Below are 13,755 nucleotides of genomic sequence, written 5' to 3'. Positions count from 1 at the left end.
TTCAGCTTAGGCCTTTGTCTTAAAACAATCTTCGGCGGTTTCTCGGCAGAACCGGCCAAAGCAGCCTTTAACGTAGAAAATACGCTTGCTGAATCGTTTAATCTAGAGTGATTGGCACGTTACTCGATAATGGTGCATCGTTGAAGCCCAACTTGTCGGATGCGTTGTGACCCAGGTCGCCTGCCTGAATCGGGTAGGATTGGTGAAAATGTCGAGGCAAGCTCGAAAAAACAAGGAATAGCGGGTTGAAACTCAGTGATATAGCCCAGCTGGCCGGTGTGTCCGTCACCACCGCCAGTTACGTCATCAATGGCAAGGCCGAACAGCAACGCATCAGCAGCGCCACCGTTGAGCGCGTGCGCGCGGTCGTCGAAGAACATGGTTTCACACCTAATCCCCAGGCGGCCGGCTTGCGCAGTCGCCACACCCGGACCCTGGGCTTCATTCTGCCGGACCTGGAAAACCCCAGTTACGCGCGGATCGCCAAGCTCCTGGAACAAGGCGCCCGGGCGCGGGGCTACCAGCTGTTGATTGCCAGCTCCGACGATGCACCGGACAGTGAACGGCAACTGCTGCAACTGTTCCGCGCCCGGCGCTGTGACGCCCTGATCGTCGCCAGTTGCCTGCCGCCCGGTGACGACAGCTACCGCCAGCTGCAAGCCAAGGGCATTCCGATCATCGCCATCGACCGGGTCATGGAGCCTGAGTATTTCTGCTCGGTGATCAGCGACGACCGCGAGGCCAGCCTGCACCTGACCCAAAGCCTGCTTGATCCGTTGCCCAAACAGATCGCCTTGATCGGCGCCCGTCCCGAATTGAGCATCAGCCAGGAACGGGCCGCCGGCTTCAAGGAAGCCCTGGTCGGCTACGACGGCGAGGTCCTCATCGAACACGCTGATTCGTTCAGCCGTGAGTGTGGCAAGCAGTTGATGGAAGAACTGATCCAGCGCGTAGGACATTTGCCCGAGGCACTGGTGACCACGTCCTATGTACTGCTGCAGGGTGTGTTCGATGCGTTGCACGATTTCCCCCTGAAAACCCGCCCGCTGCGCCTCGGCACATTTGGTGACACCCAGTTGCTGGATTTCCTGCCACTGCCGGTGAACGCCATGGCACAGCAGCACCAATTGATTGCCGACAAGGCACTGGCACTCGCCCTGGCGGCCATCGAACAATCCGATTACCAACCCGGTGTGCTGGCCATTGCGCGGACGTTCAAACAACGTATTCGCCAGGACTGAGCCATGGACCTGATCGACACCCACACCCACCTGGACTTCCCCGACTTCGACGCGGATCGCCAGGCGCTGATGGCCCAAAGCCGGGCTCTCGGGGTGCGTCAGATGGTGGTGCTGGGGGTTTACCAGGGCAACTGGCAGCGTGTCTGGGAACTGGTGCAAAGCGATCCCGACCTGCATGCGGCGTTCGGTTTGCACCCGGTGTACCTGGAAGATCATCGCCCCGAACATCTCACCGAACTGGGCGACTGGCTGACGCGATTGGCCGGCCATCGCCAGCTGTGTGCGGTAGGCGAGATCGGCCTGGACTACTTCATCGAAACCCTGGACCGTGAACGCCAGCAAGCGTTGTTCGACGCGCAGCTGCAACTGGCTGTGGATTTCAACCTGCCCACCCTGATCCATGTGCGCCGCAGTCATGCGGCCGTGATTGCCACGCTCAAGCGTTTCAAACTGAAACGCGCCGGGATCATCCATGCCTTCGCGGGCAGCCAGGAAGAAGCGCGCGAATACATCAAACTCGGTTTCAAGCTCGGCCTCGGTGGCGCTGCGACCTGGCCCCAGGCACTGCGCATGCACCGCGTGCTCGCCGGCTTGCCGCTGGAGTCGGTAGTGCTGGAAACCGACTCGCCGGACATGGCGCCGGCGATGTTCCCCGGTCAGCGCAACAGCCCGGCGCACCTGCCGGCGATCTGCACGGCACTGGCGAAAATCATGTCGCTTGCCCCCGAACAACTGGCCACCGCCAGCAGCGCCAATGCCCGTGAATTGTTCGACTGGTAATCAGTCGACATGGGCCTTGGCGGCCTCGAGAATCAGCGTCATGTGCTGACGCTGGCGAGCGAATCGAAGGGCAACGAAGTAGACGAAAATCGCCACCAGCGAAACATTCAGTTGCTCCACGACGCTGAGCATTCCGATCCATTCCAATACCAACGCCACCAGCAATGTGCTGCAAATCATGATCAGCAGGCTGGCCTTCAACATGGCCAGCGAGTCCAGGGACTTGAAGCGCCTGATCTGTTTCGGGTCGCACAGTTGCAGGGCTTTCTGGCAGTGGGTACAGGTGAATGTTTCGTTGATTGCAATGGCATTGAGTTGCCAGGGTTTGAGCAATAGCGTGCGCTGGCAATGCGCACAGCGCCCCTGGATACCAAGTGTTGCGACAGCCATAACCGTGCCTCCTCCATGCGGTCAGTGACGTGGATAATCCTTCATTGAAGACGAAAAAACAGAGCACGGAAGAAAACAGGAGTTTTCCTACAGGCAATAGGGAAAGGTATTACAAAAACTTCAGACATTCACCACCTGTAGGAGCGAGCTTGCTCCCACAGGTGACCGAGGTGCTTTTCAGACCCGGAACGCGCTGATCAGCTGCTTGAGTTCCACCACCTGCGCCGACAGCGCGCGGCTGGCATCCTCCGTCTGGTGCGCACCTTCGGCCGTGCGCTCTCCGGCACGATTGATCTCGACAATGTTCTGGTCAATGTCGTGGGCCACGGCGGTCTGCTGTTCCACAGCCGCGGCAATCTGCTGGTTCTGGTCGACGATCATACCGACAGCCCCCAGGATATTATCCAGGGCCTGCTGGACCTTTTCCGATTGCCCCACCGTACCGCTGGCCATCTCATGGCTGACGCCCATCGCCTTGACCGCAGCCCCGACACCGCCGTGCAGCTTGGCGATCATCTGTTCGATCTCTTCGGTCGATTGCTGGGTGCGCTTGGCCAGGGTGCGGACTTCATCCGCCACCACCGCAAACCCGCGCCCCTGCTCACCCGCCCTGGCGGCCTCAATGGCGGCATTGAGTGCCAGCAAGTTGGTCTGTTCGGCGATGCTCTTGATCACTTCCAGTACACGGCTGATGGACTGGCTGTCGCTGGCCAGTTGATTGATCACCTGCACCGATTGATCGATTTCGCTGGCCAGGGCGGCGATGCTGCCTTGCTGCGACTCCACCAGCCCACGACCGCTCGCCGTTTCGTCGTTGACACTGTGGGCGCTGCTGACAGCGGCGGCAGCGCTGCGCGCCACCTCAAGGGAGGTGGCGGACATCTGGTTCATCGCGGTGGCGACCTGCTCGATCTGCGAGCGCTGCCCGGCCACGGCCTGGTTGCTTTGCGCCGAGACACGCTCGACTTGCCCGGCCTGGCGCTCGACCTCGCCGACCGTCTGGCCAACTCGCTCGATCAAGTCATGGATCTTTTTCACGGTGCCGTTGAACACCTCGCCCAACTCGCCCAGCTCATCACGACTGTGGGCGTTGAAGGTGACGGTCATATCGCCGGCCGCCACTTTATCCATGACCACCCCGAGGCGCTTGAGGGTGGTGCGGGTCGAAGCGTAGAAGCCGCCGTACAGATAAAAGATCAGCACAAACACCACCGACAGCGCCACGGCCTGCAGAATCATGTGCGTGCGGTTCTGTTCCAGGCGCTGTTGCAGCTGGGTGCCGAGAAATTTCAAGGTGGCTTCATTAAGTTGGTAGGTCTGGCCCATCAGCGCCGAGACCTGATCGTAAAAGGCCTGCCACGGTGCATCGAGCGTGTCGGCCATCACCACCTGCTCTTCGAACAGCTCGCTGGCCTTTTTCAACGAGGCCTTGCTGCTGTCAGCCTGGGCAGCCAGGGTTTCGCGCGCGGCGTTGCTAGAGCCCGTTGCGTCTTGCAGCTTCAGGCCGTACTCGGCATGGAGCTTGTCGAGCTGTGCCAGCAACTCATCGAAACGCGTGCTCGATGACGAATTGAGAAAACCCTGGCCCAGGGAAGAGGCGCCCAATGCGCGGCCTTCGCCGAGCATCTGGGTGACGCGCGCAGTGACGTTGGTGACGAGTTCGCTCAGCTGGCGCATGTCACTCTGGCTATCGTGGCTCAGCCCAGCCTGGCTGGCGATGATCTGGCCGAATACCTGCGCATGACCGAGCAGTTTGCCGATCAGCGCACTTTTGCTTTGCAGGGACTTTTCCGTTTGCTGAGCTTTGAACGCGTTGATCATTTCATCGCGCTTGGCATCGAACAGCACGATCTGCTCCGGATCGGTGGTCATCGCCGTCAATCCCTGCAAGCGTGCCAGGACACCTTGCTCAAGGGTGCTAATCTGCGTCTCGACATTCCCCGCCTTGCCCGACTGGCCCAGGGCGACGTTGATCTGCACAAGATTGTTCAGGGTTTCCAGATCACGCCGTAACGCGAGGCTGCTGCCCAACAGGTCCAGGCTCTGCAGTTCGACCCGGGTGCCCTGGAACTCGCGATAGGAATCACGCACCAGGTAGAAGTTGGTTACCAGCATCGGCACCAGGAACAGTACGCTGATCAGGCTGAACTTCATGCCGAAGCTCAGGCGGTTCATCAGCGCGACGGCGGGATAGAGCAAGCTCTTCACTGGAAGTCTCCCTTGGATTTCTTATTTTTATTGGCGAGCGCAGCGAGACACCAGATAGCCAGTATTCGGCGCTAGCTCTGTATAGCGTAAATCAGGGGAGGGTTTTGTAACTTAAGGTTAACGGAATGCACAATCTGTGGGGGGCGGTATGACTGGCACACCGCAGCGTCTGGTTCGTCTGTAGGAGCGAGCGGGCGGCGATCCGACTTGACCGCGAAGAACGATTACGCGGTACGACAGATACACCGCGGCGCCTGGTTCGCCGGCAAGCCTGGCTCCTACAGGCGAAGAACGATGACGCGGTGCAGCAGACACACCGCAGCGTCTGGTTCGCCGGCAAGCCTGGCTCCTACAGGCGAAGAACGATGACGCGGTGCGACAGGTACACCGCAGAACCCGATTCGGCGGCAAGCTGGCGCCTACGGCAAAACCGTCCACAACGCAAAACCCGCATACCAGAGCACTGCCGCCCGCAGCAGCAACTCCCATATACGGTCGAGATTATGGATGCCTTCGGGACCGACCACCGGGGCTGGGATTTCACCGGCCACCAGCCCGACCTTTTCGATCAATTGGGCGGCGCTGATGTTCCAGTTCAACAGCTCGTGCAACATCACCCGGCTGACCGCGACAAAGTTGCCGACCAGAGCGAAGCTCGCTGCCAACAAACGCACCGGGACCCAGTCGAATGCATGACGCAGTTGCGCGGCGCGCTCGACCACGGCCGGGTTTTGCCCGTGTTCTTCGGCCAGGGCCAGCAATCGATAACTCAGCGCGGCGACCGGTCCCAGCAGGAAGTACCAGAAAATGATCGCGAAAAAGCTCTGGTAGGCCTCCCACAGCAAGTGCCCTTCGACCCGCTCGAGCAGTTGCTCGGCATTGTCGGCGCAGATGTCCAGATCACGCTTGGCCACATGAGCCGCCGCTTGCAAATCTTCGCGGCGCCAGGCATCGCGAAAGGGCCCGAGACCACCCAGCAGATCACCGCGCCCCAGGCTGTAGATCACCACCAGCAAATGCACCGGCAGCGCCAATAGACCGTAGGCTACCGGGTCGAGCACCACCAGCAGCAAGCCCAGCACTGCCACCGGAAACAACACCAGCACAGCCAGGACCAGCCATGGACGCTTCACCAGACGCGGGCTGAGTTCAAGCTTGTTCAGCTCCCGAACCCAGCCAGCATCGTGTTGAACCCGGTGGCGCAGGGCCGAAAATTTCTCGATCCACACCGCCAACAGCAACACCAGAAAACTCATTTTCCTTCCTCTTGTGCCAAGGCTGCGCGATAGCGTGCCCAGTCGAACGCGGGTCCCGGATCGGTCTTGCGCCCAGGGGCGATATCGCTGTGCCCGCAGATGCGTTGCGTAGTGATGGCTGGAAACGCCGATTGCAACTGCCGGGTCAGGGTCGTCAACGCTCGATATTGCGCATCGTCGAATGGCAGATCATCCGTGCCTTCGAGTTCGATGCCTACGGAAAAATCGTTACAGGTTTCCCGCCCTTCAAAACTCGAAACGCCCGCATGCCAGGCGCGCTCAAGGCAAGAGACAAACTGAGTCACGGTGCCATCGCGCTCGATCAGAAAATGCGCAGACACCCGCAGGTCGGCGATCCCTTCAAAGTAGGGATGCTCGGTGACATCCAGGCGGTTCTGGAAAAACTCCTGCACCTTGCCAGTCTTGAACTGCGCTGGCGGCAAGCTGATGTTGTGGATAACCAACAGGGAAATTTCGCCCTCGGGGCGCGCATTGAAGTTGGGCGAGGGGCATAAATGCACGCCATTGCACCAACCGCTCGCGGGGTCCAGCTGCATACAGGTTCCTTCAACGACGACTGTGTTAGCGCCCAGTATGCCGCGATAGCCCACCGGGAGCGATCACTTGACGCGATTGATGTACTGCAGTTTGCCCATCACAGACGCCAGGGGGACGCGGGCAGTATCGGCCGGACCTTCCTCAGCCACAGGCAGAATGAATGGCTCCAGCACCTTGACCAGCACCGTCGCATCGGCTCGCGAATGCCCCGGATGCTCGAACGATTGAACATGCAAGCGCTCCAGCTCGCTGAAAAACGCGCTGGCGGCAAACGGATCGAACGCTGAACTGCCCAGACCCTCGCGCAATGACTTGAGCAACCCCGGAACCAGCGTCAACAGATGCTCACGAGCATCGGGCTGGTCATGACGCCGTACGCTCCAGATCAATTGCTCCATGGTTCGCACTTCAGCCTGCCACTGCAGTGACAGATGGCCGTGCTTGAGGCAGGTCAGTAGCAACACCTTGCTCCAGGCATCGTGCACGAACGCCAGTACACTTTGCGGCAATGTCTTGCCCAGCAGCGCCTGATTCAACGCCTGCTCGACTCGCTGGCAGGCCAAAGCAGTCTGGGCGCGACCTTCTTCGGCATCACGAATCCGCTGCTCCAGCAGTTCGCTGCAACGGCGTTCGTCAGAGGGGAGCGCATCAGCTTGCGCACCTTCTGGCATGGCAAGCGCAGCACCTGTCTTGTTATCCATCGTGCCGCTTGTCGGGGCAGGCGCGAGGCCGGGCAGCACGCCAGTGGCAATCAGCAGTTGGTTGGCCTGGGCGTAAAGCTGGCCAGCGTCACTGAGCACATAGCGATCAAACAGCTTGAGGATAATCAGCTTGACCTTGATGTCCACGCCCAGGTGGCGCGCGGCCGCCAGGAAGCACTTGCAAAGCACCGTTGGCCCCAGGGGATTGTGCTGCTCGATCAGCGTCCTGCCCAACAACGTACTGAGGCGGGCGGTGAGTTGGTCGAGGGCGAAGCCGTCGCGGTAGAGCGCCTTGTTGACCATCGCTTGAACGGCCAGGTTGCGTTCAGGCTCGTCATCCAGCGGCGCCGCGCTGGCATCGGCCGACAATGAGCGAGGCAGGACACGGTAAGCGAGGTCGCATTGGCCAAGGTTGATGAACGCCTTGAACAACTGCTCGAAAAACAACCGCTCGATACTTTTGCGCTTCAAGCGCAAGTCGCGCATCGCTTCAAAGAAAAGGTTCTGCTCGGCATCATCGAGTGCCCGGTCGGCCATTTCGAAGAGGGTATCGTCGGCATTATCGAACAGCGCCTGCAAGCCCTGCCTGAGCTGTTGAACAGCCTTGTCGCGAACCTGCAGCACAATGACAGGCAAGCGGGCGAGTGGCGGTTGCGTCGCCTGGTCGCTGGCGACCCTGCGCAAAGGCACTGCATTCCCGTCGTTGTGCATCCAGCCTCCTGAAATTAGCTGCCGTCAAAGCCATGACGTCAAATCCAAGGCGGATTATCGGGTAAAGAGACCCCTTGCGCCACCCCGGCACGCTCTGCGCAGGAAAAGGAGGCGCCGGCGAGATGTCGATCACACACGCAATCGACCAAATGCAGTCTTCAGAACAGCGGGATCTGTGCTGACGCCTTGGGTTGCCCAGTAGCATGGCCCTATAATCGGGGCACTTTGTTTGTGGAGTGCCTTATGCCGAATCTACGTCTCGCCGACTTGAACGCCGAAATCGAAGCCAACGTGCGCCGCGCGTTGCGCGAAGACATCGGCAGCGGCGACATCACCGCACAGCTGATCCCGGCCGAACGCCTGGCCAAAGCCACCATCATCACCCGCGACGCTGCCATCATCTGTGGCACAGCATGGGTGGATAACGTGTTTCGCCAGCTGGACCCACGGGTTGCGGTGCATTGGCAGGTCGCCGATGGCGAACGGGTCAAGCCCAACCAGGTGTTGTTCCACCTCGAAGGGCCGGCCCGCTCGCTGCTGACGGGCGAACGTAGCGCGCTGAACTTCCTGCAAATGCTCTCCGGTGTCGCCACTCGCGCGCAGCAACTGGCAGACTTCGTTGCACAAACCCAGGTGAAACTGCTCGACACCCGCAAGACCCTGCCGGGGCTGCGCCTGGCGCAGAAGTACGCCGTAACCTGCGGCGGTTGCCACAACCACCGCATCGGCCTGTATGACGCCTTCCTGATCAAGGAAAACCATATCGCCGCCAGCGGAGGCATTCCGCAGGCCATCGCCGCCGCACACAAGATTGCGCCTGGCAAGCCGGTGGAGATCGAAGTGGAAAGCCTGGATGAGCTCAAGGAAGCCCTGGAGGCAGGCGCCGACATCATCATGCTGGACGAACTGAGCCTGGATGACATGCGCGAAGCCGTTCGCTTGAACAACGGCAAGGCAAAGCTGGAGGCCAGCGGCGGGATCAACGAAAGCACGTTGCTGCCGATCGCAGAAACCGGGGTGGATTACATTTCGATTGGTGCGATGACCAAGGATGTGAAGGCTGTCGATCTGTCGATGCGTTTGAGTCTCTGATCACGCCTGTAGGAGCCCGGCTTGCCGGCGATGGCGATCTGAAGGACGCAATCGCCGGCAAGCCGGGCTCCTACAGGAGCGTTTTTATCAGACCACCAGATTGTTCATCTCGCAGTACTCTTCCCACTCGACACCCAGCACCTCGGCTGCTTCCCTGTGCAGCTCCAGGCGCTTGGCCTCGTATTCTTCCGGGGTCGAGGTGTACTTGAGCGTCAGTTCCCACGGCTGCAGGCCCTGGGCTTCGGCTTCATCCTCGAACGCCCACTGGATCTGGTCCTTCTGATCTTCGGGTGGCAAGTCCTTGATCTCTTCCAGCAAATGGGGCACGTCCAGCACGTACTTCCTGAGGGCTTCTTCGTGTCTGGCTTCTTGAGACAGTTCTTTAACGGTCATGGCGTTCTCGTTGATCTGGGGAATGGAAGATGGATCTGGATCATCAAGGATCTCTCTGACGCAAAAAAACCGCGTGAAGCCCGGCTTTTCTGGCCTTCAGAACCATTCGGGATCATCTGAAAACAACGTGTCGCTGGTGCCCGAGACAGGAATCGAACCTGCGACCTTCGCGTTACGAGTGCGCTGCTCTACCGACTGAGCTACACGGGCAGTGGGCTAAACCTAGCACTGACCATGGGGTCAGGCAACTTCGAACACCGTTAAAATCAAAAGATTACGGCCTGCGATCGTTTGACGTTTGCGCACACAAAAAAATGCCCCGCCGTTTTCACGGCGGGGCATCGATCAGGCGCGGGGGTGATTAAACGCCCGAGGTCTTGGCTGCTGCTACGTCCTTGATGGACAGCTTGATACGGCCGCGGTTGTCCACGTCCAGTACCAGCACTTCCACTTCCTGACCTTCTTTCAGGATGTCGGTCACTTTCTCGACGCGAGCATCGCTCAGCATGGAGATGTGAACCAGGCCGTCCTTGCCAGGCAGGATGTTGACGAATGCGCCGAAGTCGACGATGCGCTCAACTTTACCCACGTAGATCTTGCCGATTTCGGCTTCAGCGGTGATGCCCAGAACGCGCTGACGCGCAGCTTCTGCAGCTTCCTTGGTTTCGCCGAAGATCTTGATCGAGCCGTCGTCTTCGATGTCGATCGAAGCCTTGGTCTCTTCACAGATCGCACGAATGGTCGCGCCGCCTTTACCGATGACATCACGGATTTTGTCGGTGTCGATTTTCATCGCGATCATGGTCGGAGCGTTTTCCGACAGTTCGGTACGCGACTGGCCAATGATCTGGTTCATCTGGCCGAGGATGTTCAGGCGCGCTTCCAGGGCTTGGCCCAGGGCGATTTCCATGATCTCTTCGGTGATGCCCTTGATCTTGATGTCCATCTGCAGCGCGGTCACACCCTTGGCGGTACCGGCTACCTTGAAGTCCATGTCGCCCAGGTGGTCTTCGTCGCCCAGGATGTCGGTCAGGACGGCGAACTTCTCGCCTTCTTTAACCAGACCCATGGCGATACCGGCAACCGGAGCCTTCATTGGGACGCCAGCGTCCATCAGGGCCAGGGAAGCACCGCAAACGGAAGCCATGGAGCTCGAACCGTTGGATTCGGTGATTTCCGATACAACACGGATGGTGTACGGGAACACGTCAGCGGCTGGCAGCATGGCCTGAACCGAACGACGGGCCAGACGGCCGTGACCGATTTCGCGACGACCAGCGCCACCCATGCGACCACACTCGCCTACCGAGAACGGAGGGAAGTTGTAGTGCAGCATGAACGGGTCTTTTTTCTCGCCTTCCAGGGTGTCCAGCAGCTGTGCGTCACGGGCGGTACCCAGAGTCGCGACTACCAGAGCCTGGGTTTCACCACGGGTGAACAGTGCCGAACCGTGGGTCTTCGGCAGAACGCCGACTTCGATGTTCAGCGGACGTACGGTACGGGTGTCGCGACCGTCGATACGTGGCTTGCCGTTTACGATGTTTTCGCGAACGGTGCGGTATTCGATTTCGCCGAAAGCCGCTTTGACTTCTGCAGCGGAAGGCTGGCCTTCTTCGCCGGACAGCTTGGCAACAACCTGGTCCTTCAGCTCACCCAGGCGAGCGTAACGGTCGGCCTTGACAGTGATGGTGTAGGCGTCGGAGATCGCAGCGCCGAACTCGGAGCGGATAGCGCCCAGCAGTTCGGTGGCTTCCGGGGCAGCAGCCCAGGTCCAGGTCGGCTTGGCAGCTTCGGCAGCCAGTTCGGTGACAGCCTTGATAACAGCCTGGAATTCGTCGTGGGCGAACAGTACGGCGCCCAGCATCTGGTCTTCGGTCAGCTCTTTAGCTTCCGATTCAACCATCAGAACGGCTTCCGAAGTACCGGCAACGACCATGTCCAGGCTCGAAGCTTTCAGTTGTTCGTAAGTCGGGTTCAGCAGGTAGCCGGTGCTTTCGTGGAAGGCAACGCGGGCAGCGCCGATCGGGCCATCGAAAGGAATGCCGGAGATGGCCAGGGCAGCCGAGGTACCGATCATCGCAGCGATGTCCGGATCGGTCTTCTTGCTGGTGGAGACGACGGTGCAGACAACCTGCACTTCGTTCATGAAGCCTTCAGGGAACAGCGGACGGATCGGACGGTCGATCAGTCGGGAAGTCAGGGTTTCTTTCTCGGAAGGACGGCCTTCGCGCTTGAAGAAACCGCCAGGGATCTTACCGGCAGCGTAAGTTTTTTCCTGGTAGTGAACGGACAGAGGGAAGAAACCCTTGCCTGGATCGGCTTGCTTGGCACCAACGACGGTCACCAATACGCTGACGTCGTCGTCAACGGTGACCAATACTGCGCCGGAGGCCTGACGGGCGATACGGCCAGTCTCGAGGGTAACGGTCGACTGACCGAACTGGAATTTTTTGATTACCGGGTTCACGGTGTCCTACCTTCTTTTGTGGCTCTTGGGGAAACTGGGTTCTTGCGAAATTCTTGGGCAACGCCGGGAATCGGCCCGACGGGTTGTCCTGGGTGCTCTTACACAGGCAAAACGAGTATCCAGATAAAACTTGAGGCTGGGAGCCTGCCATGCGCCGGCGGAAACCCGCTGACGCACGACAGACAACCAACCTCTAGCGCAATCGCTTATTAGCGACGCAGACCCAGGCGAGCGATCAGAGCGCTGTAACGGCTCACGTCCTTGCCTTTCAGGTAGTCCAGCAGCTTACGACGCTGGTTAACCATGCGGATCAGACCACGACGGGAGTGGTGGTCTTTACCGTTGGCCTTGAAGTGACCTTGCAGTTTGTTGATGTTGGCGGTCAGCAGTGCAACTTGCACTTCTGGCGAACCAGTGTCACCAACAGCTTGCTGGTAGTCAGCTACGATTTGAGCTTTTTCTTGAACGTCGAGAGCCATGTGGCAATCCTTTTATCAGGAAACTGTTTCAAAAACAGTTTCAACAGGCCAGGGACAAATCCCTGTATCTAAAAATGAGTAGTGACCGTGCCTGCTGACAGCCACACTCGTTCGGTCATTCTGACCGAATCAGTCGACGCGGCGCGATGCGCCCGTCTTCGCTCACTTCACCGATACCGATGAAGCGACCATTGTGATCCTGTACCCGTACCATGCCGAACTTCGGGGCATCCGGGGCACGTACCGGCTGGCCGTTGAGCCAGTAGAACGCGCTCGCTTCCGAGAACTGCAACAGTGGCCAATCCAGCAGGCCGCTGTCCGATGGCATCAGGAAGCGGTCGACCGCTTCGTTGCCGCCTTCGGCATGTACCGCTTCCAGCTCTTCGAGGGTTACGGTCTGCGCCAGGGTGAAAGGCCCGGCCTGGGTACGTCGCAGTTCTGCAACGTAAGCGCCACAACCGAGTTGCTCACCGATATCCTCCACCAGGGTGCGAATATAGGTGCCTTTGGTGCAATCCACCGCAAGCCGCGCAGTATCCCCTTCGAAGGCCAGCAATTCCAAGCGCGTAATAGTAACAGAACGCGGTTCGCGCTCCACTACTTCACCTGCACGGGCCAGCTTGTACAGGGGTTGCCCATCACGCTTGAGAGCCGAGTACATCGGCGGTATCTGACTGATTTGCCCACGAAATTGCGGCAATACAGCTTCGATATCGGTGCGACCAACGGTCACCGGGCGCTCCTGCAAAACCTCTCCCTCGGCATCCGCCGTGGTGGTGGTCTTGCCCAGTTGCGCCAGGGTTTCGTAACCCTTGTCGGAATCGAGCAGGTACTGCGAGAACTTGGTGGCCTCACCGAAGCACAGCGGCAACACGCCGGTGGCCAGCGGATCCAGGCTGCCGGTGTGTCCGGCCTTCTCGGCGTTGAGCAACCAGCGGACCTTCTGCAAGGCGGCGTTGGAGGTGAACCCCAGCGGCTTGTCGAGCAGGATGATGCCGCTGACGTTACGACGGATACGTTTGACCTGAGCCACCGATTACTCCTTGGTGTCTTCGGCTTGTGCCGCAACCGAGTGCTGGTTGTCTTCAGCCACTGCGCGCTCGATCAAGGCCGACAGATGCGCACCGCGCACGACGCTTTCATCGTAGTGGAAGTGCAACTGCGGAACGCTGCGCAGCTTCATCTCGCGAGCCAGCTGCATGCGCAGGAAACCGGCGGCGGAGTTGAGCACCTTGATGCTTTGCGCGATGTCTTCGTGGCTGTCCTGGCCCATCACGGTGATGAAAATCTTGGCGTGACCGACGTCACGGCTGACTTCCACAGCGGTAATGGTGACCAGGCCGACGCGCGGGTCTTTGACTTCACGACGGATCAGTTGTGCCAGCTCGCGCTGCATCTGATCGCCGATACGTTGGGTACGGCTGTATTCTTTTGCCATGTCTTGTTACCTGTTACTGCCCCACGGTGAAACCCGTGAGG

At 59.5% G+C, this 13,755-nt stretch carries 13 protein-coding genes and 1 tRNA gene; 3 read left to right on the top strand and 11 right to left on the bottom strand.

Features of this window, described 5'->3' with window-relative positions; genetic code table 11:
* Positions 1-245: 245 nt before the first annotated feature.
* Positions 246-1,241: a catabolite repressor/activator gene (gene cra / locus HFK74_RS16315; RefSeq protein ID WP_008057443.1), complete on the top strand. Its 996-nt coding sequence runs from the start codon at positions 246-248 to the stop codon at positions 1,239-1,241.
* Positions 1,242-1,244: 3 nt separating this feature from the next.
* Entirely contained in the window at positions 1,245-2,021 is a 777-nt protein-coding gene (locus HFK74_RS16310; RefSeq protein WP_180204392.1) for a TatD family hydrolase, read from the top strand.
* On the opposite strand, the gene HFK74_RS16305 is transcribed toward HFK74_RS16310, so the two are convergent.
* The 5 genes from HFK74_RS16305 to HFK74_RS16285 all read right to left on the bottom strand — a co-directional run bounded on the left by HFK74_RS16305 (position 2,022) and on the right by HFK74_RS16285 (position 7,845).
* Positions 2,022-2,411: a hypothetical protein gene (locus tag HFK74_RS16305; RefSeq protein WP_180204391.1), complete on the bottom strand. Its 390-nt coding sequence runs from the start codon at positions 2,409-2,411 to the stop codon at positions 2,022-2,024. It lies immediately after the preceding gene.
* 177 nt (positions 2,412-2,588) lie between these two features.
* Positions 2,589-4,619, bottom strand: coding sequence for a methyl-accepting chemotaxis protein (locus HFK74_RS16300; protein WP_180204390.1), 2,031 nt, complete (start codon positions 4,617-4,619; stop codon positions 2,589-2,591).
* Positions 4,620-5,038: 419 nt separating this feature from the next.
* On the bottom strand, positions 5,039-5,875 hold the full coding sequence (gene ampE / locus HFK74_RS16295; protein WP_180204389.1) for a regulatory signaling modulator protein AmpE: 837 nt from the start codon (positions 5,873-5,875) through the stop codon (positions 5,039-5,041).
* The gene (gene ampD, locus HFK74_RS16290; protein WP_180204409.1) at positions 5,872-6,432 is read right to left on the bottom strand and encodes a 1,6-anhydro-N-acetylmuramyl-L-alanine amidase AmpD; all 561 of its coding nucleotides are present in this window, start codon (positions 6,430-6,432) and stop codon (positions 5,872-5,874) included. The genes ampE and ampD overlap by 4 nt, the downstream gene beginning before the upstream one ends.
* A gap of 63 nt (positions 6,433-6,495) precedes the next feature.
* A complete protein-coding gene (locus HFK74_RS16285; protein ID WP_180204388.1) occupies positions 6,496-7,845 on the bottom strand; it encodes a DUF1631 family protein in 1,350 nt (449 codons plus the stop codon).
* 243 nt (positions 7,846-8,088) lie between these two features.
* Here HFK74_RS16285 and nadC point away from each other — a divergent pair, with 243 nt between their 5' ends.
* A complete protein-coding gene (gene nadC, locus HFK74_RS16280) occupies positions 8,089-8,937 on the top strand; it encodes a carboxylating nicotinate-nucleotide diphosphorylase (RefSeq protein ID WP_180204387.1) in 849 nt (282 codons plus the stop codon).
* Between the two features lie 87 nt (positions 8,938-9,024).
* Here the strand turns inward: nadC and HFK74_RS16275 are convergent, their stop codons facing one another.
* The 6 genes from HFK74_RS16275 to rbfA all read right to left on the bottom strand — a co-directional run bounded on the left by HFK74_RS16275 (position 9,025) and on the right by rbfA (position 13,714).
* Complete coding sequence (locus tag HFK74_RS16275) at positions 9,025-9,330, bottom strand: DUF6388 family protein (protein ID WP_180204386.1); 306 nt, start codon at positions 9,328-9,330, stop codon at positions 9,025-9,027.
* A gap of 134 nt (positions 9,331-9,464) precedes the next feature.
* Positions 9,465-9,540 (bottom strand) — tRNA-Thr (locus HFK74_RS16270).
* Positions 9,541-9,691: 151 nt separating this feature from the next.
* Positions 9,692-11,797, bottom strand: coding sequence for a polyribonucleotide nucleotidyltransferase (pnp, locus tag HFK74_RS16265; protein WP_180204385.1), 2,106 nt, complete (start codon positions 11,795-11,797; stop codon positions 9,692-9,694).
* A gap of 209 nt (positions 11,798-12,006) precedes the next feature.
* Positions 12,007-12,276, bottom strand: coding sequence for a 30S ribosomal protein S15 (gene rpsO, locus HFK74_RS16260; protein ID WP_011332409.1), 270 nt, complete (start codon positions 12,274-12,276; stop codon positions 12,007-12,009).
* Positions 12,277-12,391: 115 nt separating this feature from the next.
* Positions 12,392-13,309, bottom strand: coding sequence for a tRNA pseudouridine(55) synthase TruB (gene truB / locus HFK74_RS16255; protein WP_180204384.1), 918 nt, complete (start codon positions 13,307-13,309; stop codon positions 12,392-12,394).
* A 3-nt stretch (positions 13,310-13,312) separates the two neighbouring features.
* On the bottom strand, positions 13,313-13,714 hold the full coding sequence (gene rbfA, locus HFK74_RS16250; RefSeq protein ID WP_008057429.1) for a 30S ribosome-binding factor RbfA: 402 nt from the start codon (positions 13,712-13,714) through the stop codon (positions 13,313-13,315).
* Positions 13,715-13,755 lie beyond the last annotated feature (41 nt).

The organism is Pseudomonas sp. SbOxS1 (genome assembly GCF_013416725.1).
GTDB lineage: Bacteria > Pseudomonadota > Gammaproteobacteria > Pseudomonadales > Pseudomonadaceae > Aquipseudomonas.
The sequence above is the reverse complement of the archived record's forward strand: the minus strand, read 5'-3'. Positions and strand labels throughout refer to the sequence as shown.